The sequence below is a fragment of the Roseibium sp. ROS1 genome, assembly GCF_054658215.1.
The window spans coordinates 787,345-814,329 of the sequence record NZ_BAAGIG010000003.1 but is presented as its reverse complement, the minus strand read 5'-3'; the positions used below and the strand labels follow the sequence as shown (position 1 = coordinate 814,329).

The window sequence follows — 26,985 nt, the reverse complement described above, 5'->3', positions numbered from 1 at the left end:
GTCAGAGCACCAGGTTGTGGCGGCCGACCTTTTTGATGTCGGTTTCGCCGCAAAGGCCCATGGTGACGTCCAGTTCCTTGTGCATCATTTGCAGCACCTTCGAGACCCCTTCCTTGCCCATGGCGCCGAGACCATAGATGAAGGCGCGGCCGATGTAGGTGCTCTTGGCTCCCATTGCCACGGCCTTGAAGACATCCTGGCCGGACCGGATGCCGCTGTCGAAATGCACTTCGATCTTGTCGCCGACCGCATCGACGATGTCCTGAAGCACCTCATAGGACGCAAGAGCTCCGTCAAGCTGACGGCCGCCATGGTTGGAGACGACAATTGCGTCGGCCCCGACGTCCGCCGCGATCTTCGCATCCTCCACATCGTTGATGCCCTTGAGAATGAGTTTGCGCTTCCAGTGGGACTTCACCCATTCCACCGAGGACCAGTCGAGGGTCGGGTCGAACTGGCTGTTGGTCCATTCGGCAAGCGAGGTCATGTCGCCAACACCGGACACGTGGCCATGGATGTTGCCGAACTGGCGGCGCTTGGTCTGCAGCATGTGCCAGCACCAGCGCGGCTTGAAGGCAAGATCCAGCAGAACGTGCGGTTTGGGTTTCGGCGGCGTGGACAGGCCGTTTTTCAAATCCTTGTGCCGCTGGCCCAGAACCTGAAGATCAAGCGTGAGCACGAGTGCCGAACAGCCGGCAGCCGTTGCACGCTGCATCAGGTTTTCCGAAAAGCCCCTGTCGCGCATGACGTAGAGCTGGAACCAGAACGGGTTCTTGGTGTTCTCGGCGACATCCTCGATCGAGCAGACGCTCATGGTGGACAGGGTGAAAGGGACACCGAATTCTTCTGCGGCCTGGGCCGCGAGAATTTCACCGTCGGCGCGCTGCATCCCGGTCAGGCCGACAGGGGCAAGGGCAACCGGCATCGTTACGTCCTGGCCGATCATGGTGGTCTTGACCGAGCGGTTGTCTATGTTGCAGGCCACGCGCTGGCGCAGCTTCTGGCGCTGCAGCGCCGCTTCGTTCTCCCGGTAGGTGCTCTGCGTCCAGGAACCGGTATCCGCATAGTCGTAAAACATCTTCGGTACCCGGCGCCGGGCCAGGGCCTGCATGTCGGCAACATCGGTCACAACAGTCATCGAATTCCTCCTGAGGCTCACGCGCGAGCCGGTTTTCGGGTCCGTCTCAGGCCGGCCAGCTGCTCGCGCCGGTCCAGATCCTTCGTTTCGGCAAGGGTGCCGCGCACATAGTCGATATGGTTTTCCGAGGCCTGCCTCGCGCGGTCGGCATCCCCGGTCTGAATGGCGTCGGCAATGGCCTTGTGCTGCTGCAGCAGCTCGATCCGTGCCGACGGGTGGTGGTACAGGCGCCCGCGATTGTAGAAGACGCCGTTTTCCAGAAGCCGGTAACAGGACCTGAGAGTGTGCAGCATCACCACATTGTGGGCCGCTTCACCGACCGCGTGATGAAAGGCAACGTCCAGCCGGCTTTCGGCAGGCAGGTCCTCGTTGTCATGCGCTTCCTGCATCTGGCGAACAATGTCCTGCAGCCGGGCAAGGTCGGATGGGGCGGCCCGTGCGGCTGCAAGGGCTGCCGCCTGGCTCTCGATGCCCCGCCGGAATTCGAAATAGTCGTTTACCGCGCCAGGGTGCCGGGCAATCAGCTGCACCACTGCTTCGGAAAAGATCGGGCCGATCAGCTCGGCAACATAGGTGCCGCCACCCCGGCGCGACGAAATCAGCTCGCGGTCCTCAAGCGTCTTCAAGGCATCGCGAAGCACAGGACGGGAGACATTCATCTGGTCGGCAAGGTCGCGCTCGGCTGGCAGCCTGTCGCCGGACTGCAGCACGCCCTTCAGGATCAGATCTTCGATCTGCTCCACCACGGCATTTGCCGTTTTCTGATGATCGACCGGCTGAAACATGCCGCTCCCGCTCCAATTGTTGCCGCGGAAAATAGCGCCGCTTTCAAAATTGGTCAATTTTTTTGTCCAATTATTTGTTGCTGAAATGTCGCTCCGGAAACCCAATTGTCTGCTGCGGCAAAAATGCGGATTGGTTTCGGCATTGCCTTAGCGGAATGTAGAATTGACAGAACATTTCCAAAGTCGGGGTTGCTCCTTGGATCAGGGATCAGAAAACGGGTCCACCTTTCCTGCCTTTCGCACATCTCCCTTGCGGGAAAAGGTGTTGGGGGAGGTTCATGCGCGGCCGTTTCGTCCGCTGCCCTGTCCGCGGACAGTGCTCCACTACGCTTTCCTGACAGATGCTGAGGAAGCCGCCAGAGATCATGCCTGGCTGTCAGAGTTCTGCATTTCCCGCGGTGGCCACGGCCCTGCGCCCGGAGCCCGTCATCACACCGTCAATTTCGGCGGCGGCACCTTGAGCTGGGAACAGCACGCGGAATTCACCACCTACACCTGGGATGGTAGCGCCCACGAACAAACGATTTTCGGGCAGGTGCCGATCAAGCACCCCTTTGGCGCTGCGTTTCGGGCGCCCGGCGATCTGCTGGTAGCCGTCCGGCTGGAATTGCGCGGTGGTGATGAAGGCAAGGAATGGCGAAGCCAGTTCGATGAAGCCAGCCTGACGGTTTCCAATCTTGAAGACGGCGCTGCCATGGTGGCGACCGACTTCCGGCAGGATGGCGATGGGCTCACGCGGCTCCTGGTCTGCAACCGGACCTTGAGCGACGTTCAGTCCGGCGCCGTTGTCCAGCGGCTTCTCGAGGTCGAGACCTATCGAACGCTGGCCATGCTGGGCCTGTTCGAGGCAACCAGACTTCAGCCGGATATCAGGCGTTTCGAGATCGAGCTTGCAGAACTGACCGGCCAGATGCAGGAGACCTCCGCGCTCGGCGCCAACCAGGAGCTTCTGGACAAACTGAGCGGCCTTGCCGCTGCTCTGGAAGCGGGGGCAACCGCCAGCACGTTTCGGTTCGGCGCGAGCCGCGCATATGACCAGATCGTCCGGGCACGGCTGGAAACCTTGCGTGAAGAGGCTGCCCCCGGCGAACTTTCAATGGCGTCCTTCCTCGTCCGCCGGCTTGCCCCGGCCATGCGCACCTGCCAGGCGATCGAAGACCGTCAGGCGATGCTCTCGCGCAAACTGGCGCGGGCAACCACGCTCCTGCGCACGCGGGTCGACGTCGAACTGGAAGAGCAGAACCGTTCGCTGCTGGAATCCATGAACCGGCGTGCCCATCTGCAACTCCGCCTGCAGCAGACCGTCGAAGGCCTGTCCGTTGCCGCGGTGAGCTACTACGTCGTCGGTCTGATTTCCTATCTGGCGAAAGCCGCCAAGGAAACCGGCTTGCCTCTGCCTGACTCCAACCTGATGACCGGCATATCCGTGCCGCTGGTCGTGCTGGTGATCTGGTGGACCGTCAAGCGCATCCGTCAGCAACACGGAGAGCATTGAAGACGTAAATGGCAGCGCGCTTCGCTGCGTCCGGGATGACTGACGAGAGGCTTCACCAGAGAAAAAAAGGCCGGGTAAACCCGGCCTTTTGTCGTCAGTCGGCGAGCAGTGCTTACTTGCTCGAACCGTCTTCGTTGTACTGGTTCAAATAGGCGATCACGTTGGCGCGGTCGTCTTCCTTCTTCAGGCCGGCAAAAGCCATCTTGCCTTTCGGAATCAGATCCTTCGGCTTGGTCAGGTAAACGTCAAGCGTCTCCTCGTCCCACACCTTGCCATCGGACAATTCGAGCAGGTTGGCGGAATACTTGTAGCCGTCAACCGCGCCCCATGCCCGGCCGACAATGCCGTTCAGTTCCGGACCGACCTTGTTTTTGGCTTCGGGTCCAACCGCATGGCAAGCGGCGCATTTCTTGAATACTTTCTCACCCTTGGCAGGGTCGCCTTCGGCGCTTGCCTGAACGGTCAGGGCCAGAAGCGCGGTTCCGGCGATCATCAGCAGTCGCTGCATGTATATCTCCCTCGGTTTGGGTGTTCAAAACCCCCGTCAACAGAACAGGATGTCAGGCCTTGATGCAAGTGACGGACCGTCGCATCCCGCATGCCAAGCTGCGATCGCCAACTGGGATCGTTTGGCGTTCGGATGGAATGTCAGCCCGCGCGGGCGTTGCTCGGCAGGCGTAACCAGTCCTCAAGCCCATGGTCCCAATAGGGCGACGAGCCATAGAGCCCGGCAAGGAAGTCGATAAAGACACGCACCTTGGCCGGCAAAAACTGGCGGCTGGGGTAAACGGCATAAAGCCCGACATCCTTGGAGGCCCGGTACTCGGGCAGAAGAATTTGCAGTTTGCCTTCACGCAACTCCGGACCGACGTCCCAGGTCGATCGAAGCGCAACGCCGACGCCGGCCAACAGGCATTCGCGCACGACCTCGTTTGAGTTGGTCTTGACCGGCGCCTGCGTGCGGACGGTCTCGATCCCGTCCGGACCGGCGAGCCGCCAAGGGTCCTGGTTGGTTGCGGCAATGGTCACATGGTTTGCGACAAGATCCTCGATGCTTTGCGGAGTGCCGTATTTTTCGAGATAGGTCGGGCTTGCGCAAAGGACGCGGTGGACCGGTGCAAGTCGCCGGGCGACAAGACTGGAATCAGAGAGCTCCGCAATGCGGATGGCAAGGTCATAGCCGTCACCGACGATATCGACAAAATCGTCGGAAAGATCGAGATTGACTGAAAGATCGGTGTTTTCTGCCAGGAACTTGCCAAGGTGAGGAGCAATGTGAAGCCGGCCGAAGGACGTCGGAACGGCCACCTTCAGGTTGCCGCGTGCCTTGGCCGAGCCGCGCGAGACAAATGATTCGGCTTCTTCCACGGAGGCAAGAATGGCCACAACGCGCTCGTAAAAGCCCTGTCCGGCCTCCGTCATGGCGATCTGGCGAGTGGTCCGTTGCAGCAGTCTGGTACCGAGTTTTTCTTCCAGACGCCGGATGCGTTTGGAGACGACTGCGGGCGACAGGCTCATTTCGCGGCCGGCTGCCGACATGCTGCCGGCGCTTACCACCCTTGCGAAAATCTCCATGTCGGTCAGATTGCTCATTTTCAATCTCTCAGAAAGACAATTAGTATTTGCCGGTCGTTTTCCTCGGGCGCGAACCTTGCCACACTTAAGCAAGGGTAATTCACTGCCATCTCATGTTACGTAGGACCAATTCAACTGGATCAACGTATTAAAAAGTAGAAGGAGTTCATTTCGTGACCGCCATTGCGATGCCCGCGCCAGATCAGGCCGTATTGGCCCGCCGCCAGGAAATCCTGAGCGCGCTTCAGGCGATTGTGCCCGGAGAAGGGGTAATCCATGACGAACGCGAGATGCGCGCCTATGAGACCGATGCGCTGACGGCTTATCGCCAGCTGCCACTGATCGTCGTCCTGCCGGAGACGGTCGAGCAGGTATCGAAGGTTCTGAAATACTGTCATGACAATGACGTGAAGGTCGTGCCACGCGGGGCGGGCACCTCGCTTTCCGGCGGCGCGCTGCCTCTGGAAGACGGCGTTCTGCTGTCGATGATGAAGTTCAACCGCGTGCTCGATATCGACTATGACAACCGGGCCGTTGTCGTTCAGCCGGGTGTCACCAATCTGGGCATTACACGTGCGGTCGAGCACGAGGGCTTCTACTACGCGCCGGATCCCTCGTCGCAAATCGCCTGTTCCATCGGTGGCAACATCGCGGAGAACTCCGGTGGTGTGCACTGCCTGAAATACGGCCTGACCACCAACAACGTTCTCGGCCTTGAAATGGTGCTTGTCACAGGCGAGGTCATTCGCCTCGGCGGCAAGCATCTGGACAGCGAGGGCTATGACCTGCTGGCGCTGATGACCGGTTCGGAAGGCCTGCTCGGCGTCGTCACCGAAGTCACCGTGCGGATCCTGCAAAAGCCTGAAACGGCGCGGGCGCTCCTGATCGGCTTTCCGACCAGCGAGGACGGGGGGCGCTGTGTGGCCGATATTATCGCCGCCGGCATCATTCCAGGCGGAATGGAGATGATGGACAAGCCCGCCATCCACGCGGCGGAGGATTTCGTCAACGCAGGTTATCCGCGTGATGTCGAGGCCTTGCTGATCGTGGAACTGGATGGGCCGGAGCGCGAGGTCGATTACCTGATCGGCCGTGTCGAGGAAATCGCCAGGGCCAACCAGGCCAGCCACGTGCGCATTTCCGAAAGCGAGGAAGAGCGTATGACCTTCTGGGCCGGCCGCAAGGCCGCGTTCCCGGCGGTGGGCCGCATTTCCCCGGACTACCTGTGCATGGACGGCACCATCCCGCGCCGCGAACTGCCGAAGGTGCTGGCCCGCATGCGGGAGCTGGCCGAAAAGCACGGGTTGGGCGTTGCCAATGTCTTTCACGCCGGTGATGGCAACCTGCACCCGCTCATCCTTTACGACGCCAACAAGCCGGGTGAACTCGATGCGGCGGAGGCCTTTGGAGCCGATATTCTTCGGCTTTGCGTTGAGGTTGGCGGCGTTCTGACCGGCGAACACGGTGTCGGCATCGAAAAACGCGATCTGATGACAGACATGTTCTCCGAAGCGGACCTGAAGCAGCAGCAACGGGTCAAATGCGCTTTCGACCAGAAGCATCTTCTCAATCCGGGCAAGGTTTTTCCGGTGCTGCACCGCTGCGCCGAGCTTGGCAAGATGCATGTACACAAGGGCCAGTTGCCCTTTCCAGATATTCCGCGGTTCTGAGGGTAGGGGCATGGACGCGACAATGAAACCGCGAAACACCAGCGACGTGGAAAAGGTGGTGGCCTGGGCCGCTGCCGAAGACCAGCCGCTGGAAATCATCGGTCAGGGCTCGAAACGAACGCTCGGACGCCCTGTGCAGGCCGCTCATGTGCTGGACCTGTCGGGTTTGACCGGGGTCGAGAGCTATGAACCTGCGGAACTGGTGCTGACGGTCAAGGCGGGTACGCCAATTGCCGAAGTGGAAAAGCTGGTCGACGACAACGGTCAGGAGCTTTCGTTCGAGCCGATGGACTTCGGCCCGCTCCTTGGCGTCACGCCGGCACAGGGGACAATCGGCGGCGTGCTTGCAGCCAATCTTTCAGGCCCCCGCCGGATCAAGGCCGGGGCTGCTCGCGATCATGTGCTGGGCATGGAGGCGGTGTCCGGGCGCGGCGAGATCTTCAATTCCGGCGGCAAGGTGGTCAAGAACGTCACCGGATATGACCTGCCGCGGGCTCTGTGCGGCGCATATGGCACGCTTGCCGTTGCAACGACCGTGACGCTGAAGGTCAATCCCAAGCCGGAGACCTCTGCAACGTTCGTGCTTTCCGGGCTCGATGACGACGATGGCATCAAGGCATTGTGCAAGGCCATGGGATCGTCGGCGGAAGTGTCTGGCGCGGCCCATTTGCCTGCGGGGGTGAACGGCGGCAGCAGCTCAACCGTATTGCGCCTGGAAGGATTCTCGACCTCGGTGGATTACCGCTTCAAGACCCTGCAGGCCTTGCTTGGCACCTATGGCACGCCGTCGCGACTGGAGGCATCGGAAACAGGCGCTCTCTGGCAGACGATCCGGGATGTCAAACCCTACGCGGGTGGTGAAACCCCGGTCTGGCGGCTTTCCGTTGCCCCGACCGCAGGGCCGCAACTGGTTGCCAGCCTGAGGGAGGCGTTCGAGCTTCAGGCCTATTATGACTGGAGCGGCGGCCTTGTCTGGCTCTCGTGTCTGGATGGCAGCCTGCATGAGGCGGAAATCAGGGCTGCGGTCGATGCCGTCGGCGGCGGTCACGCAACACTTGTGCGGGCCGATGCGTCCCAGCGGTCCAATGTGCCGGTGTTTCACCCGCAGCCTGCTCCGCTCGCGGCACTGTCTCGCCGCCTGAAGGAACAGTTCGACCCGAAAGGCATTCTAAATCCTGGAAAAATGGTCAGTGGTGTGTAGTGTGAGGCCATAATTGTCACACGCATTTCCAACGGAGTGCCTTCATGGATCAACAGTCCGACGTTTCAGGCTACATGGAGCCAGGCGGCAAGAACGCCACGCTCATCTATATTCTTTATCTGGCAAATATCATCGTGCCGTTCACCGCCATTGTCGGTGTCATCTTTGCCTATCTCAATCGGGGCAAGGGCTCGGCCTGGGTTGATAGTCACTACACCTATCAGATCCGCACTTTCTGGATCGGGCTGCTGTTCGGCATCGTCAGTGGTCTTTTGACCCTGATCCTGATCGGCTTCCTGATGCTGATTGCCGTGCTGATCTGGATGATCGTCCGCTGCATCAAGGGGCTTCAGCTCGCAGGCCGTAACGAGCCTGTGCCCAACCCGGAAACCTGGATGTTCTGACAAGAGGGCAAGGCCCGTCCGCAAGGCGCGGCACGGGCCATGAACCTTTACCAGGCTGCCGGTGCGGCGAACGTCATTGCGCCGGCAGGCACTTCACCGTCACGTCGTAACCATAACCATCGCGCTGATGCGTGGTGTTCTTGAACGACCACTTGTTCTTTTCGGCCTTGTTCTTCTTCGCGGCCACAGCGTCCAGCTCGAAATAGGCCTTGGCGGACACCGTCCAGGTCTTGCTGAGCGCGACCGACTTCTTCATGCCGCTTTTAAGAACCTTGTCCAGGTTGAGCGAGCAGGCCTGAACCGGATCCCAGCCCTGCCACTTGACCTTCGCCATCGGGATAACCGGCGTGTAGGAAATGGAAACCGAGCGCTTCGTACCCGCGCCGACGTCGCGGTTCTGGAAGCTCTTGCTCCAAAGGTTGCCGTCCCCTTCGAAGTAAAGCACGTTCTTGAAGGACCCGACCTTCATGGCAACAATCCGCTCGCCATTCGTCGCCTTTGCCGACAGGCGCAGCAGGAACCGGTGATTGCCGGACTTGATCTTGGTGTAATTGTAGGCGTTGGCCTTCACCTCGACGGGAATGACGTCGATGCCGTCGCGCTTGACTTCCACTTTCTCGATCCAGTCCTTGGCCATGGCTCCGGTTGCGACACTGGCGAGAACAGCGGTCAGAACGGCAGTTTTTGAAATCGTCTTAATCATCAAATCAATTCCTTGGTTGGCATTTCTTTCGCCCACGCTTCGGAACTTGGGCAGACCCGGTTGAACCGGTTCTGAGTGCACTGTTTATCCCGGGTTCATGTTCCATCTGTCCGTTCAGGGAAGGGGGAGGTGGTGAGGCAGAAAGTCCGTGTCGGCAAAACCGTTGTGCCACAAAGGTGCCTTGTGCCGCTTTCCTTCTGACCGTACGATCCGCCTCGCTCGGAAGGAGAAACCCGCAACGACGGGTCATTGAGGGATACGGGGAGCAATGCAGACAAATTTCACCGCAGAGCAGCTCAAGGACAGTCACGTTGCAGCGTCGGAGAAGATCCTGCGCAAATGCGTGCACTGCGGTTTCTGTACGGCCACGTGCCCGACCTTCACACTGCTTGGAGATGAGCTCGACAGCCCTCGAGGCCGGATTTACCTGATCAAGGACATGCTGGAAAACGACCGTCCAGCAGACAAAACCATCGTCAAGCATATCGACAGATGCCTGTCCTGCCTTGCCTGCATGACCACCTGTCCGTCCGGCGTGCACTACATGCATCTGGTCGATCACGCACGCATCCACATCGAGAAGACCTACAAGCGACCGTTTGCCGACCGCCTGATGCGCTCGGTCCTTGCGTTTGTCTTGCCCTATCCGAAACGGTTCCGGCTGGCGCTGATCGGCGCCTATTTCGGCCGGCCCTTCGCCGGGCTGCTGAAGATGATGGGCGGCCCGCTTGCCCGAATGGGCGCCATGCTGGAACTGGCCCCGGCAAAGGCGCCGGGCCGCGGCCAGCTGGAAGGACCGGGGGTCTTTGCGGCCGAAAGCCCCAAACGCAAGGGGCGTGTTGCACTCCTCAGCGGCTGCGCCCAGCCTGTGCTCAACCCCGGCATCAACGATGCGACCATCCGGCTCTTGCGCAGGGCCGGGTACGAGATCGTAATGCCGAAGGGGGAAGTCTGCTGCGGCGCGCTTGTTCATCACATGGGCAAGGAAGAGGCGTCGCTGGAAAACGCCCGTCGCAACGTCGATGTCTGGATGAAGGAAGCCGAGGGCGAAGGGCTGGATGCTGTCCTGATCACGGCATCCGGTTGCGGCACCACAATCAAGGACTACGGCTTCATGCTGAAGGACGATCCGGCCTATGCCGAAAAGGCGGCCCGGGTGTCAGCCCTTGCAAAGGACGTGACCGAGTTCCTGACAGGTGTCGATCTCGGTGAGCCGCCGATGAAGCCCGGCCTGACGGTTGCCTATCATTCCGCCTGTTCCATGCAGCACGGCCAGAAGATCACCCGGCAGCCGAAGGATCTCCTGAAGGCTGCAGGCTTTGCCGTCAAGGACGTTCCCGAAGGCCACCTTTGCTGCGGCTCTGCCGGCACCTACAACATTCTCCAGCCGGAGATTGCGCGCCGCCTGCGCGACCGCAAGGTTGCCAATATCGAAAAGACCCGGCCGGACGTGATCGCGACCGGCAACATCGGTTGCATGACGCAGATCGGTCTTGGTACGGAAATTCCGATCCTGCACACGGCGGAACTGCTCGACTGGGTCTATGGCGGCCCTCAGCCCGACAGCTTGACGCCGGTACTTCAGCAGCGCCAGGCAGCGGAATAGCCGGACAGCGTGACAAGTGGCTCGCGGGCTTGTTTGCAGCCCGTCAGCTCTCCCGTGTGCCCAGCTGAACCGGTGTCTTGTCTCCGTCCGGAGGGCCGTCCACAGGCTGTCCGGCCAGCCGCAACGTGCGTTCCAGCAATTCCTCGTAGATGGGGCGACCACCCATGTGGTGTGCCGTCAGTGATGCCGTCGTACAGGTGATCAATACCGGCATGATCAGCGAATAGGCGCCGGTCAGTTCCATGACCAGCACAACACCGACAAGTGGTGCGCGCACAGACGCTGCGAAGAAGCCGCCCATGGCGGCAACGGCACAGGCGCTGCGGAAATCGTCTTCCACCGGCAGGAATTCGGCCGACGCGACACCGAAGGCGAGGCCGGCACAGGTCGCGATGGACAGCATCGGCGCAAAGATGCCGCCGGGAACACCGGACGCGTAGGAAAACAGCACCCCGCCGAAACGCAGGAGCGTCAGCACCAGCAACGTGATCACGCCATAGTTCGACAGAATGAGGTTGTGGACCAGTTCTTCGCCGCCGCCGGTCGCCGCGGGAAGGGCGTTGAGCAGCAGGCCTGTTACCGCACCGATGACAAGCGCCGGGACCCAGCGCAAGCCGGAGGGGATCTTCAGGAAGAGATCCATGACCGTGATCAGCGCCCGGTTGAAGAAAACGCCAAGCGCGCCGAGGAAAACCCCCAGAACCGCCAGCAGCGCGAAGCTCCAGACCGGAACATAGCCGACATCCACCTGCAGGGGCGGGCCGATATGGGTCAGCTGTTCGGTGATGGCCGCACTCAGGATCGATGCGATGATGACGGCCATGTAGGTGCGATAGCCGAAGGGAAACTGTCGGCGGGTTTCCTCGACAATGAACAGGATCGCGGCCAGGGGGGCATTGAACGCGGCGGCCAGTCCCGCGGCTGCGCCGGCCGCCAGCAGACCCTTGTGATCATCGGGCGAAAGGTCCTGCGACCGCGACAGGGCCTCGGCGGTCATCGCACCCATGTGGATGGTGGGACCTTCCCGGCCGAGCACAAGCCCTGACCCAAGCGCCAGCAGACCGCCGAAAAACTTGGCGAACAGGACGCGCGGCCAATGCAGCGGCCGTTTGTCTTCCATGGCCCCTTCGATTTCCTGGATCCCGCTGCCTGCCGCTTCCGGGGCAACCCGCCTGATGAGCAGAAAGGCTCCCGTGACGCAGGCTGCCGAAATGGCCATGGATACGACATAAGGCATGTATCCCGGGCCAAGAGCCAGCCGCAGTGCCGCATAACGGGAGAATAGGAAATCGAGACCGGTGTGAAATCCGGTTGCCAGACCGCCAACCAGAATGCCGACCAGCGTCGCCTTGAGAAAATAGGCGGCATCCGATCGAACCGAAAAGGAGATGTGGGGGGCTTTCATGCCGCGGTCCTGAAAGAGACTTTAGGGAGACTGCTCTAGGCCGGCGATTCGACCTGTCGTGACGTCAGACTGCAAAGAAAAGCAGGTGCCGGCAACAAAAACGCGCGGCAGAGCCGCGCGTCTGTGTTCCGTTTGCCGGAAAGCGGAAAACTTCGTCAGATCACGTGCACCGTGGTGCCGACCTTGACCCGTTCGTAGAGATCCATGACGTCTTCGTTGCGCATGCGGATGCAGCCGGAGGAGACCGCGTGGCCGATGGTCCAGGGCTGGTTGGAGCCGTGGATGCGGTAAAGGGTGGACCCGAGATACATGGCACGTGCGCCGAGCGGGTTGTCCGGTCCGCCGGCCATGAAGGTCGGCAGGTCGGGACGACGCTTGCGCATTTCCGCTGGCGGGCGCCAGTCCGGCCACTCCGCCTTGCGGGTGACCTTGTGAGTGCCGGCCCATTCGAAACCGGGCTTGCCGACGCCGACACCATAGCGCCGCGCGGTGCCGTCGCTCTGAACCAGATAGAGGAAGCGTTCGTTGGTATCGATCACGATCGTACCGGCCTTGTGCGGGCCGTCATAGTTCACGATGGTCGGCAGGAACTGCGGTGCAATCTGCCGCGACTGCGGGGCTCGTGCCTGGCGTTGCGGCTGCTGACGGACCGGCTGCTGGCGGGGAGACCACCAGTTGGCGCGGCGCACCTGCGGCTGTTGCTGCTGGACACGTGGCCGTTGCACACGTTGCTGCTTGAACTGGTAGCGCTGCGCCGTAGAGCGCCGCTGGACCTGGGGCTGCAGTTGCAGCATCCAGGGCTCTGTCAGGTTCGGGCTGAGCACGAGCGGCGGTGGCGAGACCTGGCCCGCGGTTGCCGGAGTGCCGGAAAGGCCGGTGGAAAGAACCAGGACACCGGCAAACGCGATAGCCTTGGGAAACATATTTCGCAGCAGCAACATGGCAGTACTCATCAACTTGTCATCGACCACGTTCAGCGGCCTTTTACAGCCGCCGGTTAACGGATTGGCAAGGATGATAAGCAGCTCAGGCTGTTGCAAAGATGAATCCGGCGCACGGAAATCAGGTAATCTTTTCTTATGGTTAGTTGTTGGTTGAGGAACAGGCTTAATGAAATCCTAGGCGCTTCGGTCGTCGCCGGATTAACCTTTGAAGGTGGTTTGAAAAGACAAAGCTTTCCGCGATTCCTTGGTTAACGCACACGCCTTCTGGCATCGCGCGCCACCAAGGGCAGGATCGGCCGGGTCTGCTGCATCGACATGCCCGGTTTGATACGCGGATCGTAAAGCATGTTCAAAATGATCTGGTCGAACACCGTAAAGCGGCTGTGGCGCGAGGAATCGTTAAACACCGAATGGGTGAGCTGCTCGTCGTCGTTCATCGGCCCCAGCCCCTGCAGAAGTTCCTCGACAAGACAACGCTTGAAAAGAAATTCGCCTTCGTCGGAAACGATGACTGCCGCCGAGCGCTTGATGCCCTTGCGGCCGGAAACGACACGAACAAGGCATCTGCCTGGAACCCGGGCATGTTCGTTCTTGTAGATGTCCTTCTTCACCACCGGTTCGTACTGAGCCCGGTCGACCACATAGATCTCGAAATTCGCCTTGGCCGGATCGTTCGTGACGCCGGTCGTCAATCCGCCAATGCGGTTGTCGATTTCCTTTATGAAGCGATGGACCGTCTGTGTCCTGTCGCGCGCGGACAGGTTATGGACGTAGAACAGGACCGGGGTGGTGAACTTCTTGACCAGATAGGGACGCCAGCTCCAGCTGCGGTACTCCAGCCCGAATACGGTCTTCTCGAATCCTTCCAACAGCTCTTCCGTTGAAAAGGAATCGTTTGCGCCCGAAGGGGAACTCAGCGTGATCGAGGCCGTAAGAAAGAGCAGGCAGGTCAAAAGGATGCGCAGGAAATTCATCTAGGTCAAAGCACCGTTTGCAGCCACATTGGCCTGAGGGTCATGCCTGATCATGCGCGCAGCAGTTCGTTGTCAATCTGCGCGAGGATAACCAAAGCGCCGCCGCGAGGAAAGCCAAGAAACCGTTACCAAACACCAAATTATGCCGTAAGGCGCGCCAAGCATTGAAAAAACAATTCTTTAAACTTCCCGCGCTATAAGGGTCGGTATTGCGATTTAAGAAAGCCTGCAGGGGCGGGGAACGGGAGTAGGCATGGCCGCGGTGAAAAGATCCTTTCGAGCGGAAAGCTTGATACGCATGAATTCCGGGGCAAACGAGAACCCCGCCTATGCCGAAGAACGTCGTCACCAGGAAGTCCTGGCAGAGATCGCCAGCCTCAAATCCATGCTGAAAAGCGGACCGGACCAACAGGCACCGCTTGATCCGGAAGCCATGAGCGCAAAGTTCATGGCCGAATTCCGCAAGGAACTGTCCGAGGCCGCCAAGCTGAAGGTTGAACTCGACGCCATCTACGAGGCAATCGCCCAGACAAAGCGCGAGATCGCGACGCTGCATCACACCACTGGTTCCAAGGGCGAGGAGATGACCCGGGTCACCAACGAGCTTGACGCCGTGGTGATCGGAACGGAAGGGGCGACCGAAACGATCCTGGCGTCTGCCGAGTTCATCGACGAGACCGCCAACACGCTGTCCGCGCGACTTGGCAAGGAAGACGCCGAACTTGCAAACGACATCCAGGACAAGGTCATCCAGATCTTCGAAGCCTGTAACTTCCAGGATCTGACCGGCCAGCGCATCACCAAGGTGGTCTCGACGCTGCGGTTCGTCGAAGACCGCATCATGCAGATGATGGATATCTGGGGTGGCATCGAAACCTTCAAGGATATCGAAGTCGAACAGCGCGAACTGAAGGAGGGCGACGCTGCCCTTCTCAATGGTCCCGCGCTGGAAAGCGACATCGATGTGGCGACCCAGGACGATATCGACGCTCTGTTTGCCTGAGAAGGGTCTCTAGCCTTTAAAATTCGAAACCCGGCCGGCTTGGCCGGGTTTTTTGTTTTTGAAGCCGGGCTCGCATTTCGGGTTGCTTCAAGGTATCGGGGAGGGTACCAAGATGGGAACAAACAGTGAATATCAAGGTGGCGTATGGCAGAGCAGAAACCGGCGGAAACGGCAAAAGCGGAACGCGATCCGGTAACAGGTCTGCTGCTGGGCGAGGACGACAGGAACCGCTGCTGGTGGCATGGCGGTCTGGAGGACTACCAGCGCTATCACGATACGGAGTGGGGCTGGCCGGTTGACGAGGACAGGCGGCTTTTTGAGAAAATCTGCCTGGAAGGGTTCCAGTCGGGCCTGTCCTGGCTGACCATCCTGCGCAAGCGCGACGCCTTCCGGGCAGCTTTCGCCAATTTCGAATTTGAACGGGTGGCAGAATTTACCGAGGCGGATGTCGAACGCTGTCTGCAGGACAGCGGCATTGTCCGTCACCGACGCAAGATCGAATCCACCATCAACAACGCCCGGCGGGCACTGGAGTTGAGGCAGGAGTTCGGCACGCTTGCCGCATACTTCTGGTCATTTGAGCCGAAACCGGAAAACCGGCCTGAGAAGCTGGACTTCGCCACGGCAAAGATCCTGGGCAAGACGGTCGAAAGCACCGAACTCTCCAAGGATCTCAAGAAACGCGGCTGGAGCTTTGTCGGCCCGACGACCGTCTATGCCTTCATGCAATCCATGGGCATGGTCAACGACCACCTGGAAGGCTGCTGCTGCCGGGAAAGCGTTGAAGCCGCACGCAAGGCATTCAAGCGTCCTGTGAGGCGCTGAAGGTGACTGGGGCCTGACGAGTTACTCGGCTGGATTCCCTTCCCCCTTGTGGGGAAGGGTTAGGGAAGGGGGTATTCGGCGAAGCCGAAAAAACAACGTCCGAAATCATATCACGCGGCTCGGAAACGCTGCTGTGTGCTTACCCGTTCACCTTCGCCTTCAGCGGCGAAAACAGTCGGTTTTCCTTGGAAAACACATAGTCGAGCGTTTCGACGGTAACCGTTTCCGCGCCTTCTTCGATCAACAGCTGGGCGCAGTCGGCAACCGCGTCCCTGGGGCACAAGACGCTGACGTGGTGCAGGTCATCGACTTCGGAAAAACGCTGAAGAGCGCCAACCTTGCTGACAGATCGAAGGGCCTGTGTGCGGTCGGCAACCACGGCCTTGACCAGCTTGACGTTGCGGGCTGCTTCTTCCGCGGCCACGCGGTCGAGGATCGCCCGGGCAGCGCCAAGGGCGGTGGCGGACCAGTCGGCGTTGAGGGAGGCTACCAGATTGGCCTGGCTTTTCAGCATCACACCATCTGAAAGGATTTTCAGGTTGTTGGCCTGCAGCGTCGAGCCGGTCGTGGTGATGTCCACGATGAGTTCCGCGGATCCGGCTGCCGGCGCGCCCTCAGTTGCCCCCGCGCTTTCCACGATGCGGTAGTCGGCAATGCCGTGACCGGCGAAGAACGAGCGCGTGAGATTGACGTATTTGGTCGCAACACGCAGACGGCGGCCATGGCGATTGCGGAAATCGGAAGCGACATCGGAAAGATCCGCCATCGTTTCAACGTCGATCCAGGCTTTCGGCACGGCAACCACCACATCCGCCGGGCCAAAGCCAAGCGGCGTGACGATGTGAACGGTGCTTTCCGGGTTGGCGATGTTTTCATGCACCAGATCCAGACCCGTAATCCCGAAATGGACCGTGCCGTCGGAAAGTTCCCGCGCGATTTCGGAAGCCGACAGGAACGCGATCTCGACGTTCGGCAGACCCTTGATGGCGCCGCGATAGTTCCGCGCGCCGCCGGGTTGCACCACCTTCAAGCCTGCTCGGCCGAAGAACTCGTGCGTATTTTCCTGCAGACGGCCCTTGGAGGGAATGGCGATAATCAGTTTGCTCATGACCTAACACTCGCTGCAATCCGGTCGAGCCACATGGAAAAGCCGATGGCCGGTACGTCGTCTTCGGCCCCAAGAAGGGTCACCAGCTTGTCGTAGCGCCCGCCGCCGACCAGCGGGCCTTCCACGGGTGGATTGACTGCATGGATCTCGAAGACAAAGCCGGAATAATAATCAAGACGCCGGCCGAACTCGGCTGCGAATGTCAGCCGGGCGGGATCGATGCCCTTGGCTTCAAGGGCCGCAAGGCGCTGTTCGAAGGCGGCGATGGGCGTATCCAGGCCAAGGCCGAAATCGCGGGAGAAATCGCGCAGCATTCCGGCGGCGCTGGCGCCATCCGCCTTCAGGGCCAGATAGGCGGAAAGTGTTTCCGCCGCCTTGTCATGGCCGCGGGCACCGCTGGCAAGGGCGGCCTGTTCCAGAAATCTGTCTGCGATTTCGCTGGGCGTGCGTCCGCCGACGGCGGAAATTCCGGCAATCGACAGAAGATCCTCGACGACCGCATGGGCAGCCTCCGGATCAGCCCCTTCCAGCGCAGACAGGAAACCGAGGCGGACGTCGCGGCTGTCATCGTCGGAGGAGGAGGCTCCGGCCATGCGGGTGATCGCGGCGGTCAGTCGGTCGGTCTCGCCAAAGAGATCACGCAGCCGGCGGCGCCAGACGGTCGGCAGGTCAAGCCCTTCCAGCACGGCGGCAAACAGGGTCTCGTCGCCAATTCGAATGACGATGTCCGACAGGCCGAATTCCTCCAGGGCCTTGACGGAAAGCGCAAGCAGGTCCGCATCCGCTTCGGCCGTGTCCGTACGGCCGAGGCTTTCCGCGCCGAGCTGCGGGATTTCGCCCAGGCCGTCCGGCCGCTGGCGGAACACCGGGCCGTTGTAGCAATAGGCGGCCGGAAGCTTGACGGCGTCCTGCGCCAGGTGATGACGGCAAACAGGAATGGTGAAGTCGGGGCGCAGGCACAGATCAAGCCCGTCGGTACCGCTGGTCAGATAGAGCCGGCGTCGGATGTCCTCGCCGGTGAGATCCAGAAAGACGTCCGCCGGTTGCAGGATCGGCGGGCTGACCTCGTCATGGCCCGCGGCCTTGAAGAGGCCAAGAACCGTCTCGATCTTCTCCGGAGCCAGTCCGGTCACCTGTGCCGCCCCACTCATGATCAGCCCTCGTTCTGGCGCTGGCGGTCTTCCGCCTGCCCGTCCAGGATGCCGCGCACGGTCGCAAGGAGTTCCGTCTCCTTGACGGTGACCTGCGCCGGACGGCTTTCACGCCAGGTAATGTTGTCGGTTATCTCTTCGGAAAGCCGCTTGCCCTCGATCAGGTCCTTGACCTGGATTTCACCGGCTTCCCGCTCGTCAGAACCCTGGATGATGGCGATCGGGCAGTTGCGCCGGTCGGCATATTTCAGTTGGTTGCCGAACTTCTTCCAGTTGCCCTGGTACATCTCTGCGCGAATACCGGCCTCGCGCAGGTCCTGTACCATCTTCTGGTAGCGTCCGAGCGCGGCAACGTTGCCGTCCATCACGGTGACCAGCACCGGCGCGACAACGTCGGACGTGCCGAGCTTGCCGAGGTTCTTCAGCGCTGTCATCAGGCGGGAAACGCCGATGGAAAAGCCCGTCGCGGGCACGTCACGTCCGGTGAAGCGCTTGACCAGCCCGTCATAACGGCCACCACCGCCGACAGACCCGAACTGGACGACTTCGCCCTTCTCGTTGGTCACGTCGAACAGGAGTTCGGCTTCGAACACCGTACCGGTGTAATATTCCAGACCGCGCACGACGGACGGATCAATCTTGATCCGGTCTTCGCCATAACCACAGGCCGAGAAGATTTCCGCCATGGTGTTGAGCTCGGTGATGCCTTCGTTCTCAAGCGTGCCCGTTCCCGAGACGAAGGCAACGATGCTGTCGATGGCAGCCGGGTCTAGTTCCGCACCCTTGGTGAAGTCGCCGCTCTCGTCCTTGCGTCCGTCGCCCAGCAGCAGACGAACGCCTTCAATCCCGAACTTGTCGAGCTTGTCGATCGCTCGCAGAACCGTCAGCCGGCGTTCTTCGTGCTCTTCACCGCCAAGGCCGATGCTTTCCAGCACGCCGTCCAGGACCTTTCGGTTGTTGACGCGGATCACATACTGCCCGCGCGCGATGCCGAGCGCTTCCATCGTGTCGGACATCATCATGCACATTTCGGCATCCGCCTGGACACCGGGTGCGCCGACGGTGTCGGCGTCAAACTGCATGAACTGGCGGAAGCGGCCCGGCCCGGGCTTTTCGTTCCGGAACACCCAGCCGGCACGGTAGGTGCGATAGGGCAGCTGGATCTCGTTGATGTTTTCCGAAACATGGCGGGCCAGCGGTGCGGTCAGGTCGTAGCGCAGGCTCATCCACTGCTCGTCTTCGTCCTGCACGGAAAAGACGCCGGCATTGGGCCGATCGGTGTCCGGCAGGAACTTGCCGAGGCAATCGGTATATTCAAAGGCAGGGGTTTCGACGGGATCGAAACCGTAACGCTCATAGACAGCGCGGATCTTCGCCAGCATCTCGTCGGTGGCGCGGATGTCCTCGGCAGAGCGGTCAACGAAGCCGCGCGGCAGGCGGGCTTTCAGCTTGTTCGGTTTTTTGGCCATAAAGGTCTTGAATCCTGGCGAGTTCCCGGCCGGACGCGCCCAAGGAAACCTCTCGCATCCGGCTGTCTGATATTGCGGCTGTCGTAGACGAAACAAGGCGCAAGGGCAAGGCGGTGCAGCATCCTGCCGGTTCGTTCGATCGCAGCTGGAGGAAAGCCGGTGGTTCAGGCCGCGAACCAATGAATGTCGTGCGGGACCAGCGACAGGGAAGCAATTCTGCAGTCCGTGCCTTGTTTGCATCACAGTTCGCGGTAAAAGGGCGCTTCAGGAACAGTGGAAGTGCAGCTGCGAAAGACAGGTGAAGCACATTGGGCCGGTAAATCGGCCGGGCAGTGCGGGCATCCATTGTCTTTTCTTGTATTTAATCTCTGCCGGGCTATGGTCCGCGCGGATCGGGTGAAAAGGGCCGTCCCGGTGCTGCAAGGAAGGCACGGGACCGGCGGACAGGGCTCAGTATGGACAGTGCGGTGCGCATGGCGGACGGGAATGCCGGCGAAGTTGGGGCCGAGGCTCTGAAAGGGCCGAAGGCCGCTGAACTCAGTGTTATCCTGCCGAGTTTCAACGAAGCTGCGAACATTCCAATCCTGATCGGCCTCCTGGACGAGGCGCTCGCCGGGATCGCCTGGGAAGCGATCGTCGTTGACGACAATTCGCCCGATGGAACCACCGAGGTTGCCCGCGAGATTGCCCGGACCGATGCGCGCGTCCGGGTCATCCGCCGCATTGGCCGTCGGGGCCTGTCGGGGGCCTGTATAGAGGGCATCCTGGCGTCCTCCGCCCCCTTTGTCGCCGTCATGGATGCGGACCTGCAGCACGACGAGACCATGTTGCCGAAGATGCTGGCCGCCCTGAAGGCAGACGAGACGGACCTGGTCGTCGCCAGCCGCAAGGTCGATGGCGGCACCATTGGCGAAGGCCTGTCGTCCTTTCGCGCCTGGGGCTCCAACCTCGCCAACGGCCTCGCTCAGAAGCTGCTGAACGTCACCCTCAAGGATCCGATGAGCGGGTTCTTCATGATCCGCCGGGACAAGGCTGAGGCTCTCGCACCGAAACTCTCGCCCCAGGGCTTCAAGATCCTGCTCGACCTGGTCTCCAGTGCGGGTGGTACCTTGAAGATCAAGGAACTGCCGTTCACCTTCCGCGAGCGCCAGCACGGCGAAAGCAAGCTGGATACGCTGGTCACGCTCGACTATTTCGGTTTGCTGCTCGCGAAATATTTCGGCAACATCGTTTCGGTCCGTTTCCTGATGTTCGGCCTCGTGGGGGCAAGCGGCCTCTTCGTCCATCTGGCGGCGCTGCGCGTGTTCCTGCTGAGCGACATGGAATTCAACCTCGCCCAGACGGCGGCGTCCTTCGTCGCAATGACTTCGAACTTCTTTCTCAACAACCAGCTGACCTATCGCGACCGCCGCTTGAACGGCATGAGGGCGCTGGTCGGCCTCCTGACCTTCTACGCGGTCTGTTCGGTCGGCGTGCTGGCCAACGTCGGTGTCGCCAACCTGATCTACGCCGATCCATCCTACTGGTGGTTCGCCGGTACGGCGGGGGCGATCATGGGGGCTGTCTGGAACTATGCGGCCAGCTCCGCCCTGACCTGGCGCAAGTCGTAAAGGCCCGTTGTGACCGCTGAAGCTCAGACCGGATCCTTGCCTTTCTACCTGCGGCCCGCAGGCCTGATCCTGATTGTCGGCCTGTTGACGGCGTTGAAAATCTTTGCCGCCAGCCACTCGCATTTTGTCGAGGACGAAGCCTATTACCGCCTCTGGGGGCTTTCGCCGGCGCTCAGCTATTACGACCATCCGCCTATGATCGGCTGGTGGATCGGTATCGGTCAGGCACTGTTCGGTGACACGGTCTTCGCGGTTCGCGCCCTTGTCATCGCCTCAGGCGTGATCGGTTCCCTGGCGCTGTGGCGCACAGCCACCCTTTTGTTCGGACGCACTGCCGCGGCCTGGTCCGTCCTGTTCCTCAACGCCAGCCTGCTGGTGGGCATCGGCGGCATTCTGGCAACACCCGACGCACCGTCAGTGCTGTTCTGGGGCCTGAGCCTGTGGGCGCTGACAGAACTGTCAACGTCCAGAAACGCCAACTGGTGGTTTGTGGTCGGACTGATGGCCGGTTGCGGCCTGCTTGCCAAATATTCGGTCCTGTTTCTGGGCGCGGGCATTGTCCTGTGGCTGATCTGGGTGCCGGATGCTCGCCGCTGGTGGCGCTGCTGGCAACTCTGGGCCGGTGGACTGATCGCGCTGCTCTGCTTTTCGCCGGTGCTTTACTGGAACCACGTCCACGAATGGGTCAGCTTCTACAAGCAGTTCGGCCGGGCTGGCACCGGCGGTTACACGGCAAGATATATTCCAGAGTTCCTGGGCGCGCTGGTCGGGCTGATGAACCCGCTGATCGCTGTTTTGGCGTTTGCTGGTGCCGCCAGGCTCTTCAAGGGGCTTCGGGCGCGGGAAAACGCGGCCTCTCTCCTTCTCCTGACCGTTTTGCCGTTCCTGCTCTATCTCGGGTATCACTCCTTGCATTCGCGCGTGCAGGCCAACTGGCCGGCACCGCTTTTTCCCGCTTTTGCCATGATGGCGGCGGTCTTTGTCACCAGCCGGCCTGCCAGCCCAGCCCTGTGGCAGCGTCTGGCACAAGCCGGTGTCGTCCTTGGTCTTGCAGTTGCCGTCGTGGTGCAACTGCACGCAGTCTGGCCGCTGACGGGTACCTTTGCCCGCAAGGACCCGACCTTCCAGTTACGCGGTTGGCCGGAGATCGGACAGGAAGTGAAGGAACTGGCAGAAAGGGAGGGGGCCGGCTTCGTGGCAACGACCAGCTACGGCCTCAACGGCCAGCTCGATTTCCTGATGAAAGACGACTTGCCGGTGTTCCAGCTGACCGAGCGTATCCGCTATGTCATGCAGCCTGCGCCTGACATGTCGCTGTTCGACGGGCCGGGGCTCTATGTTGCTGAAAAGCGCCGGAACCGGGAAGGCGACCTGCGGCAGTCCTTTGCCAACGTCGAGGAAGTTGCCGAGCTGACTCGCAAGGTTAAAGATGTGCCGCTGGAAAAGCTTGTCGTCTACAAGGTTGAGGGGCGTATCGGCCCGGTGTTCGAGCCGGTTGACCCAAATTGAACCGGCAGGAGATGTCGGCTCCACCCAACATCCGACTTGATTTGCTTGGCTGAATGACGCAGGGATGTGGCTTAATATTCACATTGTCCGGTCCGCCTGCGGAATTTCATGAAGCGAATTACACTTGGAGCGTTGGACTACGGCCTTGCCTTCGGGGTCGATCGCGCATTGCGTGAACTTGTGGAGCGGGGGCGCCTGAGCGCTCTTGGAGCCATGGTTGCCACCGAGCTGTGGCCACGCGAATTCCGTCCGTTGCAGGAAACCGCGGAGAAGGTCGGCAAACGGGCACTCTTCGGGGTGACCTTGGCCTTCAGCGGTGATCGTGTTTCGCCTGTCAGCGCCCGCATGCAGGAAATCTATGGCGACCGGATGTTCACGCGCGAACAACTGCAGCGCCGTGCCTTGCTGCGGCTACTGCCGGACCAGCTTCTGCAGGAGGAAGCCCAGGCTCAGCTTGCCCGTTACAGCGTGTTGATGAAACGTCAGCCGGATTTCGTGGCGGTGCGTGAAGGTCTGTTGGAGCGCACGTCCCTTGCGCGGATCGTTCTGAAGGCGATCGAGCATGCCGATTATCCCGAACCGCCACTGCTGATTTCGCCGGTGCAATCAGGTCTCAAGGCTGTCCGTCTGGCACGGCTTGCCAAGGCGCACGGCCTGAAGCTGCTTCCCAAGGCGGATCCCTTGCCGGAGACCGAGGATCAGGAAGCGCTGCACGCTCTTTTGCATAACCATTTTGACGGCATGAGCGATCTCAGTTTCGTGGCTGCTATTCCCGGCCGTTCGGATGATCGCCTGCGGCGGGACGAACCGCGCCGGAAGATTGCGATACGCGAATGCCAGTTTGAGGTTCTTTCCAGCCAGAGGTTCTTTCAGACGCTGGAGAAGAAGGACGTTTTTCTGAACTGACACCGAACTTTCGCTTAAGGTGCTGGCAGTCAGGCTTTTGTGAGGTTTGTTTCGGACTTGCGAATTCGGATCGACCAGTGGGTATGACGAAACGGTGAAACGAAAAAACGGCCCTGCGGGGTACAGGGCCGTTTTTCGTGGAGGTCCGGAAGAGGGGAGGGGCGGCCCCGCTTCCATGTCCTTAGATATAGGGTTATTTTGCTGGAATGCACGTGATGGGCATCACAAGATGGCGTTTGATCTTGTAATTTCGCGGGCAGCAGCGCTTTTGGCAGGGGTAAGGTGTGGCTGAAATCAAGGATTTTTTAAAAAATAGCTTTTCGCTTGAAGGGCTTGACCCGGAACTGGCTGTCGGCCTGTCGCGCCTTGCAAGGCCGATGAAAATATCGGCTGGCACCATTCTCTTCGAAAATGGCGATCCCGGAAACGGCTGTTACGCGGTTCTGGAGGGCTCGCTCAAGGTATCGCTTTTGTCCGTTGAAGGCGACGAGCAGCTGCTTGCAGTGCTCGGCCCTGGCGATCTTGTCGGCGAACTGGCCCTGCTTGATGGCCGTCCGCGGTCGGCAACGGTCATCTCCCTGAAGGAAGCCCAGCTTGCCTTCATCGACAAGGCCGCCTTCCAGCGGTTTGCCGACGAGAACCCGGCCGTCTACCGGCATATGCTGTCGATCGTCGGCAAGCGGCTGCGCCATGCCAATGATGTGCTGGCGGCACGCTCGTTCCTGCCCTTGCCGGGAAGGGTCGCCCAGACCCTGCTGCAGTTGGCGGAAACCTTCGGCAAGCCGCTCGACGATGGCCGGTTGCTGATCCACTACAAACTCAGCCAGGCAGATATCGCCAACATGGCAGGTGCCGCGCGCGAAAACGTCAGCCGTGTCCTCAACGACTGGAAGAGGGCAGGCACCATCAGCCGGATTTCCGGCTACTACTGCCTGGAGCAGATGGACTTCCTGGAAAAGGCTTCGACGCTCTAGGAAAACCAGGCTCGAAACGGATGGTCCCCGTCTGCCTTGTTGCAGCCGGGGTTGCCTCAGGCGCTGGTTTCGACTGGCAGTGCCACCTGTGTTCCGGCCAGAATGGATGCCAGCGTTTCGGTATTGAGGCTTTCCAGAAAGGCTTCCGAGGCTCGCGCCATTGCGCCCTTCAGCGCACACCGGGGCAGGAAGGCGCAGACTGTGGGCTCGGGCTTCAGGCAGGCGACGACGCCAAGGTCCGGCTCGATCAGCCGCACGACATCCCCCAGGCGGATCATGTCCGGTGTTTTCGCCAGCCGTATCCCGCCGCCACGCCCGCGCGTCGTCTCCAGATAGCCACCCTTGGCGAGATGAGCGACAATTTTCATGACATGTGATTTGGCAAGGCCAAGCTGCCGCGAAAGCTTGTCGACGGTCTGCGGGACGTCGGATTGGCCGGTCGCCATCAGAATTCTCAAGGCAAAATCGCTGGCCTGACTGAGGCGCATGGCTGGGTCTCTTTAAACATTCATCTTATATGTTGATTTTAGCGGGTTGTTGTGCCATTTAAAAGATGCATCTTAAATGAATGTTATGGAGGCGGCTATGGAAGCCCCTAACTCCAGTACCAACAGATACAAGCTGAAGAGACGCGAAACGCCGGACCAGGGCGACCGGCTCCGTCGTTACGAGAAGGTCGATGAACAGGCGATCCATGTGATGGTGCATACCTTCTATGGATGCATTCGCCAGCATCCTCGGCTCGGAGGCATCTTCGAACGCCGTCTGGCTGGCCGGTGGGAAGAGCACCTGCCGAAAATGGAAGCCTTCTGGCAATCCGTCCTGATGAAGAACGGCGCCTACAAGGGCAAGCCCGTGCCGGCTCACCTGAAGCAGAAGGAGCTGGTAAGCACGGATTATGGCGAATGGCTCGGTGTCTTCCGGCCCGTGATCCGTGAATTGTTCGTGCCGGACCTCGCAGACGAGATTGTGGCCATTGCCGAACGCATCGCGCAGAGCCTGTGGCTGGCCACCTTCGGAACCCCTGGAGCCAATCCGCCTGCCGAACTGACATCGCAACCCTCTGAATGGAGCGGATCATGCTGGTAACGATTGTCCTGATAGCGGAAGTGCTGGTGTTCGTCTGGTTCACCGTCTTTTCGCTGATGCTTCTGTCCATGTATCTGGATTCGCGCGGCATGCCGCTGCCGAAACTGGATGTCGCTGGCCGCACACTCATCGGCAGCGCGAAACTGGCCTTCATCACCGGCATCGTCGCCCTTTCGGCGATGACAGTCCTTGAAATCCAGGCCTTCAGCTAGAAAGCAACCGAAATGAATACCTCCAACCTTCTGCTTCGCGGCCTGCCGATCCTGCTGATCTGGGTCGCTGCCCCCATGCCGTTGTGGATCATGGCAATCCTGATGTTTGTCCTTTGACGGTGGACTTGATCCGCAGTTCCTTCTGAGGCCCTCCGATCAACCACTTCTATTCTTGCAGGTGATGACCTAGTCTTCTTGCGAGAATCAGCGGAGGGGCTCAGGCGTGTACGACGAAAAGCCGACAGGCGATCTGACATTGCGCACCATGGCAATGCCTGCCGACACCAATGCCTCGGGAGATATTTTCGGGGGCTGGGTGTTGTCGCAGATGGACCTGGCAGGCGGTATCGCAGCCGGTCAACGGGCCGAGGGACGTGTCGTGACCATCGCGGTCGACAAGATGAAATTCATCCGGCCTGTCCATGTGGGCGACGTGCTGTGCGTTTATGCCGAAGTCCTTCGTGTCGGCAACTCGTCGATGGAAATCAAGCTTGAATCCTGGGCCCTGCGCCATCGCTACGGCCATCGTGAAAAGGTGACCGAAGCGGTCTTCACCATGGTGGCCGTCGATGACGGCGGCAAGCCGCGCCCGGTCCCCAAGAGGGACTGAGCGCCGCGATCTCATCCGGCTTGGTTCCCCAAAAAACTCATCCTTCGAGACAGGCCTTCGGCCTTCCTCAGGATGAGGCGAGTTGTTGCAGCACGCCTGTATCAAAGAAATTGGCAGAGTGCAGACGTTGTGCACACACGGGGCACCCCCGTCAGTGCCTGACGGGTCCGTGCCGGTTGAGAATATCGGCAAAGAGGTCTTCATCGACAGCGCAGGTGCAGCCGTTCGCCCACAGTTGAAGCAGTGTTTTCAAACGCTCGGTGCGGGCGGTCTGGCTCAGCGGCGCCTTGTGCCGCGGTAGGCCACCCAGGATGCGCAGGGATTTGATCCGCGCCAGCACGCAGTCTTCAGCAGCCTGGCACCAGATATCCGTTCCGGCAAGCTTGGAGCTCGCAGCCACATGGTTCTCGATCAGATCTGCCGCACGTCCGGCAAAAGGGTCCTGAGACAAAAAATCCTCCATCGGTTGCCCGAGGAGGACTGGCGCATGCAAATTAACCGCTTAGTTGCCGGAAAGCCTCGGTTGAGGGTCTGACCAGCCGCATCCCTGTTGCGGAAACCACCTTGCCCGGAATGGCAGGTTGGCGAGGGCGCCAGCCCTTCTCTTGATGATGGCGCG

General features: G+C 60.5%; 27 protein-coding genes and 1 riboswitch. Of the genes, 14 read left to right on the top strand and 13 right to left on the bottom strand.

The features are described 5' to 3' along the window. Nucleotide 1: 1 nt before the first annotated feature. Both ACYQ6M_RS19880 and ACYQ6M_RS19875 read right to left on the bottom strand, forming a co-directional pair. The gene (locus tag ACYQ6M_RS19880; protein WP_023002107.1) at nucleotides 2-1,138 is read right to left on the bottom strand and encodes an alpha-hydroxy acid oxidase; all 1,137 of its coding nucleotides are present in this window, start codon (nucleotides 1,136-1,138) and stop codon (nucleotides 2-4) included. Between the two features lie 17 nt (nucleotides 1,139-1,155). Then, entirely contained in the window at nucleotides 1,156-1,923 is a 768-nt protein-coding gene (locus ACYQ6M_RS19875) for a FadR/GntR family transcriptional regulator (RefSeq protein ID WP_460075155.1), read from the bottom strand. Between the two features lie 163 nt (nucleotides 1,924-2,086). Between ACYQ6M_RS19875 and ACYQ6M_RS19870 the strand changes: the two genes are divergently transcribed. Next, nucleotides 2,087-3,418 carry a DUF3422 family protein gene (locus ACYQ6M_RS19870; protein WP_353612647.1) on the top strand — a complete coding sequence of 444 codons (1,332 nt, stop codon included), beginning with the start codon at nucleotides 2,087-2,089 and terminating at the stop codon, nucleotides 3,416-3,418. Nucleotides 3,419-3,530: 112 nt separating this feature from the next. Here ACYQ6M_RS19870 and ACYQ6M_RS19865 read toward each other — a convergent pair whose 3' ends face one another. Further along, nucleotides 3,531-3,926: a c-type cytochrome gene (locus tag ACYQ6M_RS19865; RefSeq protein ID WP_460075153.1), complete on the bottom strand. Its 396-nt coding sequence runs from the start codon at nucleotides 3,924-3,926 to the stop codon at nucleotides 3,531-3,533. A 140-nt stretch (nucleotides 3,927-4,066) separates the two neighbouring features. Next, nucleotides 4,067-5,011 carry a LysR family transcriptional regulator gene (locus ACYQ6M_RS19860; protein WP_077290764.1) on the bottom strand — a complete coding sequence of 315 codons (945 nt, stop codon included), beginning with the start codon at nucleotides 5,009-5,011 and terminating at the stop codon, nucleotides 4,067-4,069. A 170-nt stretch (nucleotides 5,012-5,181) separates the two neighbouring features. Between ACYQ6M_RS19860 and ACYQ6M_RS19855 the strand changes: the two genes are divergently transcribed. The 3 genes from ACYQ6M_RS19855 to ACYQ6M_RS19845 are packed head-to-tail and all read left to right on the top strand — an operon-like array spanning nucleotide 5,182 to nucleotide 8,268. Then, nucleotides 5,182-6,663, top strand: a complete 1,482-nt coding sequence (locus ACYQ6M_RS19855) for an FAD-linked oxidase C-terminal domain-containing protein (RefSeq protein WP_023002102.1) — start codon at nucleotides 5,182-5,184, stop codon at nucleotides 6,661-6,663. Between the two features lie 22 nt (nucleotides 6,664-6,685). Further along, nucleotides 6,686-7,864 (top strand): glycolate oxidase subunit GlcE, encoded by a 1,179-nt coding sequence (glcE, locus tag ACYQ6M_RS19850; protein WP_460075151.1) that lies wholly within the window; start codon nucleotides 6,686-6,688, stop codon nucleotides 7,862-7,864. 44 nt (nucleotides 7,865-7,908) lie between these two features. Continuing rightward, nucleotides 7,909-8,268, top strand: coding sequence for a DUF4870 family protein (locus tag ACYQ6M_RS19845; protein WP_023002100.1), 360 nt, complete (start codon nucleotides 7,909-7,911; stop codon nucleotides 8,266-8,268). A 73-nt stretch (nucleotides 8,269-8,341) separates the two neighbouring features. Here ACYQ6M_RS19845 and ACYQ6M_RS19840 read toward each other — a convergent pair whose 3' ends face one another. Then, a complete protein-coding gene (locus tag ACYQ6M_RS19840) occupies nucleotides 8,342-8,971 on the bottom strand; it encodes a hypothetical protein (protein WP_023002099.1) in 630 nt (209 codons plus the stop codon). Between the two features lie 268 nt (nucleotides 8,972-9,239). Here ACYQ6M_RS19840 and glcF point away from each other — a divergent pair, with 268 nt between their 5' ends. Then, nucleotides 9,240-10,577, top strand: a complete 1,338-nt coding sequence (glcF, locus tag ACYQ6M_RS19835) for a glycolate oxidase subunit GlcF (RefSeq protein ID WP_023002098.1) — start codon at nucleotides 9,240-9,242, stop codon at nucleotides 10,575-10,577. Nucleotides 10,578-10,620: 43 nt separating this feature from the next. Here glcF and clcA read toward each other — a convergent pair whose 3' ends face one another. The 3 genes from clcA to ACYQ6M_RS19820 all read right to left on the bottom strand — a co-directional run bounded on the left by clcA (nucleotide 10,621) and on the right by ACYQ6M_RS19820 (nucleotide 13,795). After that, complete coding sequence (clcA, locus tag ACYQ6M_RS19830; RefSeq protein WP_023002097.1) at nucleotides 10,621-11,982, bottom strand: H(+)/Cl(-) exchange transporter ClcA; 1,362 nt, start codon at nucleotides 11,980-11,982, stop codon at nucleotides 10,621-10,623. Nucleotides 11,983-12,137: 155 nt separating this feature from the next. Further along, on the bottom strand, nucleotides 12,138-12,935 hold the full coding sequence (locus ACYQ6M_RS19825) for a L,D-transpeptidase (RefSeq protein WP_286185318.1): 798 nt from the start codon (nucleotides 12,933-12,935) through the stop codon (nucleotides 12,138-12,140). Between the two features lie 239 nt (nucleotides 12,936-13,174). Beyond that, nucleotides 13,175-13,795, bottom strand: coding sequence for a DUF2927 domain-containing protein (locus ACYQ6M_RS19820; protein WP_460075148.1), 621 nt, complete (start codon nucleotides 13,793-13,795; stop codon nucleotides 13,175-13,177). Nucleotides 13,796-14,198: 403 nt separating this feature from the next. Between ACYQ6M_RS19820 and ACYQ6M_RS19815 the strand changes: the two genes are divergently transcribed. Beyond that, a complete protein-coding gene (locus ACYQ6M_RS19815; RefSeq protein WP_208993393.1) occupies nucleotides 14,199-14,903 on the top strand; it encodes a protein phosphatase CheZ in 705 nt (234 codons plus the stop codon). Nucleotides 14,904-15,047: 144 nt separating this feature from the next. Further along, the gene (locus ACYQ6M_RS19810; protein WP_460075145.1) at nucleotides 15,048-15,728 is read left to right on the top strand and encodes a DNA-3-methyladenine glycosylase I; all 681 of its coding nucleotides are present in this window, start codon (nucleotides 15,048-15,050) and stop codon (nucleotides 15,726-15,728) included. Nucleotides 15,729-15,867: 139 nt separating this feature from the next. On the opposite strand, the gene hisG is transcribed toward ACYQ6M_RS19810, so the two are convergent. Genes hisG through hisS form a run of 3 tightly spaced genes read right to left on the bottom strand, consistent with a single transcriptional unit; the run spans nucleotide 15,868 to nucleotide 19,456 of the window. Beyond that, a complete protein-coding gene (gene hisG / locus ACYQ6M_RS19805) occupies nucleotides 15,868-16,836 on the bottom strand; it encodes an ATP phosphoribosyltransferase (protein WP_055657728.1) in 969 nt (322 codons plus the stop codon). After that, entirely contained in the window at nucleotides 16,833-17,987 is a 1,155-nt protein-coding gene (locus tag ACYQ6M_RS19800; RefSeq protein ID WP_228866137.1) for an ATP phosphoribosyltransferase regulatory subunit, read from the bottom strand. Before ACYQ6M_RS19800 ends, hisG begins: the two co-directional genes overlap by 4 nt. Before the next feature lie 2 nt (nucleotides 17,988-17,989). Beyond that, a complete protein-coding gene (gene hisS, locus ACYQ6M_RS19795; RefSeq protein WP_460075143.1) occupies nucleotides 17,990-19,456 on the bottom strand; it encodes a histidine--tRNA ligase in 1,467 nt (488 codons plus the stop codon). A 455-nt stretch (nucleotides 19,457-19,911) separates the two neighbouring features. Between hisS and ACYQ6M_RS19790 the strand changes: the two genes are divergently transcribed. The 4 genes from ACYQ6M_RS19790 to ACYQ6M_RS19775 all read left to right on the top strand — a co-directional run bounded on the left by ACYQ6M_RS19790 (nucleotide 19,912) and on the right by ACYQ6M_RS19775 (nucleotide 24,455). After that, nucleotides 19,912-21,066, top strand: a complete 1,155-nt coding sequence (locus ACYQ6M_RS19790; protein WP_023002089.1) for a glycosyltransferase family 2 protein — start codon at nucleotides 19,912-19,914, stop codon at nucleotides 21,064-21,066. A gap of 9 nt (nucleotides 21,067-21,075) precedes the next feature. Continuing rightward, a complete protein-coding gene (locus ACYQ6M_RS19785) occupies nucleotides 21,076-22,575 on the top strand; it encodes a glycosyltransferase family 39 protein (RefSeq protein WP_460075140.1) in 1,500 nt (499 codons plus the stop codon). Between the two features lie 108 nt (nucleotides 22,576-22,683). Then, nucleotides 22,684-23,481, top strand: coding sequence for a ChbG/HpnK family deacetylase (locus tag ACYQ6M_RS19780; RefSeq protein ID WP_055657736.1), 798 nt, complete (start codon nucleotides 22,684-22,686; stop codon nucleotides 23,479-23,481). A gap of 284 nt (nucleotides 23,482-23,765) precedes the next feature. Next, nucleotides 23,766-24,455, top strand: a complete 690-nt coding sequence (locus ACYQ6M_RS19775; protein ID WP_023002086.1) for a Crp/Fnr family transcriptional regulator — start codon at nucleotides 23,766-23,768, stop codon at nucleotides 24,453-24,455. 56 nt (nucleotides 24,456-24,511) lie between these two features. On the opposite strand, the gene ACYQ6M_RS19770 is transcribed toward ACYQ6M_RS19775, so the two are convergent. Beyond that, nucleotides 24,512-24,943 carry an RrF2 family transcriptional regulator gene (locus ACYQ6M_RS19770; protein WP_460075138.1) on the bottom strand — a complete coding sequence of 144 codons (432 nt, stop codon included), beginning with the start codon at nucleotides 24,941-24,943 and terminating at the stop codon, nucleotides 24,512-24,514. Nucleotides 24,944-25,040: 97 nt separating this feature from the next. On the opposite strand from ACYQ6M_RS19770, the gene ACYQ6M_RS19765 reads away from it, so the two are divergent. The 3 genes from ACYQ6M_RS19765 (at nucleotide 25,041) to ACYQ6M_RS19755 (ending at nucleotide 26,366) form a co-directional block, all read left to right on the top strand. Beyond that, the gene (locus tag ACYQ6M_RS19765) at nucleotides 25,041-25,544 is read left to right on the top strand and encodes a group III truncated hemoglobin (RefSeq protein ID WP_208984417.1); all 504 of its coding nucleotides are present in this window, start codon (nucleotides 25,041-25,043) and stop codon (nucleotides 25,542-25,544) included. Beyond that, nucleotides 25,535-25,756 carry a hypothetical protein gene (locus ACYQ6M_RS19760; RefSeq protein WP_031269763.1) on the top strand — a complete coding sequence of 74 codons (222 nt, stop codon included), beginning with the start codon at nucleotides 25,535-25,537 and terminating at the stop codon, nucleotides 25,754-25,756. The genes ACYQ6M_RS19765 and ACYQ6M_RS19760 overlap by 10 nt, the downstream gene beginning before the upstream one ends. Before the next feature lie 265 nt (nucleotides 25,757-26,021). Continuing rightward, nucleotides 26,022-26,366 carry an acyl-CoA thioesterase gene (locus ACYQ6M_RS19755; protein WP_051990218.1) on the top strand — a complete coding sequence of 115 codons (345 nt, stop codon included), beginning with the start codon at nucleotides 26,022-26,024 and terminating at the stop codon, nucleotides 26,364-26,366. A gap of 151 nt (nucleotides 26,367-26,517) precedes the next feature. On the opposite strand, the gene ACYQ6M_RS19750 is transcribed toward ACYQ6M_RS19755, so the two are convergent. Further along, nucleotides 26,518-26,817 (bottom strand): hypothetical protein, encoded by a 300-nt coding sequence (locus tag ACYQ6M_RS19750; protein WP_139314296.1) that lies wholly within the window; start codon nucleotides 26,815-26,817, stop codon nucleotides 26,518-26,520. A gap of 41 nt (nucleotides 26,818-26,858) precedes the next feature. Next, nucleotides 26,859-26,983: riboswitch (SAM-I-IV-variant riboswitch) on the bottom strand. Between the last annotated feature and the right edge of the window lie 2 nt (nucleotides 26,984-26,985).

What these genes read in the sequence shown, in the direction of transcription:
- hisG (WP_055657728.1), bottom strand. Translation starts at nt 16,836, where the DNA reads ATGAGCAAACTGATTATCGCCATTCCCTCCAAGGGCCGTCTGCAGGAA.
- ACYQ6M_RS19790 (WP_023002089.1), top strand. Translation starts at nt 19,912, where the DNA reads ATGGACAGTGCGGTGCGCATGGCGGACGGGAATGCCGGCGAAGTTGGG.
- glcF (WP_023002098.1), top strand. Translation starts at nt 9,240, where the DNA reads ATGCAGACAAATTTCACCGCAGAGCAGCTCAAGGACAGTCACGTTGCA.
- ACYQ6M_RS19765 (WP_208984417.1), top strand. Translation starts at nt 25,041, where the DNA reads ATGGAAGCCCCTAACTCCAGTACCAACAGATACAAGCTGAAGAGACGC.
- ACYQ6M_RS19810 (WP_460075145.1), top strand. Translation starts at nt 15,048, where the DNA reads ATGGCAGAGCAGAAACCGGCGGAAACGGCAAAAGCGGAACGCGATCCG.
- clcA (WP_023002097.1), bottom strand. Translation starts at nt 11,982, where the DNA reads ATGAAAGCCCCCCACATCTCCTTTTCGGTTCGATCGGATGCCGCCTAT.
- ACYQ6M_RS19860 (WP_077290764.1), bottom strand. Translation starts at nt 5,011, where the DNA reads ATGAGCAATCTGACCGACATGGAGATTTTCGCAAGGGTGGTAAGCGCC.
- glcE (WP_460075151.1), top strand. Translation starts at nt 6,686, where the DNA reads ATGAAACCGCGAAACACCAGCGACGTGGAAAAGGTGGTGGCCTGGGCC.
- ACYQ6M_RS19840 (WP_023002099.1), bottom strand. Translation starts at nt 8,971, where the DNA reads ATGATTAAGACGATTTCAAAAACTGCCGTTCTGACCGCTGTTCTCGCC.
- ACYQ6M_RS19880 (WP_023002107.1), bottom strand. Translation starts at nt 1,138, where the DNA reads ATGACTGTTGTGACCGATGTTGCCGACATGCAGGCCCTGGCCCGGCGC.
- ACYQ6M_RS19770 (WP_460075138.1), bottom strand. Translation starts at nt 24,943, where the DNA reads ATGCGCCTCAGTCAGGCCAGCGATTTTGCCTTGAGAATTCTGATGGCG.
- hisS (WP_460075143.1), bottom strand. Translation starts at nt 19,456, where the DNA reads ATGGCCAAAAAACCGAACAAGCTGAAAGCCCGCCTGCCGCGCGGCTTC.
- ACYQ6M_RS19865 (WP_460075153.1), bottom strand. Translation starts at nt 3,926, where the DNA reads ATGCAGCGACTGCTGATGATCGCCGGAACCGCGCTTCTGGCCCTGACC.
- ACYQ6M_RS19780 (WP_055657736.1), top strand. Translation starts at nt 22,684, where the DNA reads ATGAAGCGAATTACACTTGGAGCGTTGGACTACGGCCTTGCCTTCGGG.
- ACYQ6M_RS19760 (WP_031269763.1), top strand. Translation starts at nt 25,535, where the DNA reads ATGCTGGTAACGATTGTCCTGATAGCGGAAGTGCTGGTGTTCGTCTGG.
- ACYQ6M_RS19845 (WP_023002100.1), top strand. Translation starts at nt 7,909, where the DNA reads ATGGATCAACAGTCCGACGTTTCAGGCTACATGGAGCCAGGCGGCAAG.
- ACYQ6M_RS19755 (WP_051990218.1), top strand. Translation starts at nt 26,022, where the DNA reads ATGGCAATGCCTGCCGACACCAATGCCTCGGGAGATATTTTCGGGGGC.
- ACYQ6M_RS19875 (WP_460075155.1), bottom strand. Translation starts at nt 1,923, where the DNA reads ATGTTTCAGCCGGTCGATCATCAGAAAACGGCAAATGCCGTGGTGGAG.
- ACYQ6M_RS19855 (WP_023002102.1), top strand. Translation starts at nt 5,182, where the DNA reads ATGCCCGCGCCAGATCAGGCCGTATTGGCCCGCCGCCAGGAAATCCTG.
- ACYQ6M_RS19800 (WP_228866137.1), bottom strand. Translation starts at nt 17,987, where the DNA reads ATGAGTGGGGCGGCACAGGTGACCGGACTGGCTCCGGAGAAGATCGAG.
- ACYQ6M_RS19825 (WP_286185318.1), bottom strand. Translation starts at nt 12,935, where the DNA reads ATGAGTACTGCCATGTTGCTGCTGCGAAATATGTTTCCCAAGGCTATC.
- ACYQ6M_RS19815 (WP_208993393.1), top strand. Translation starts at nt 14,199, where the DNA reads ATGAATTCCGGGGCAAACGAGAACCCCGCCTATGCCGAAGAACGTCGT.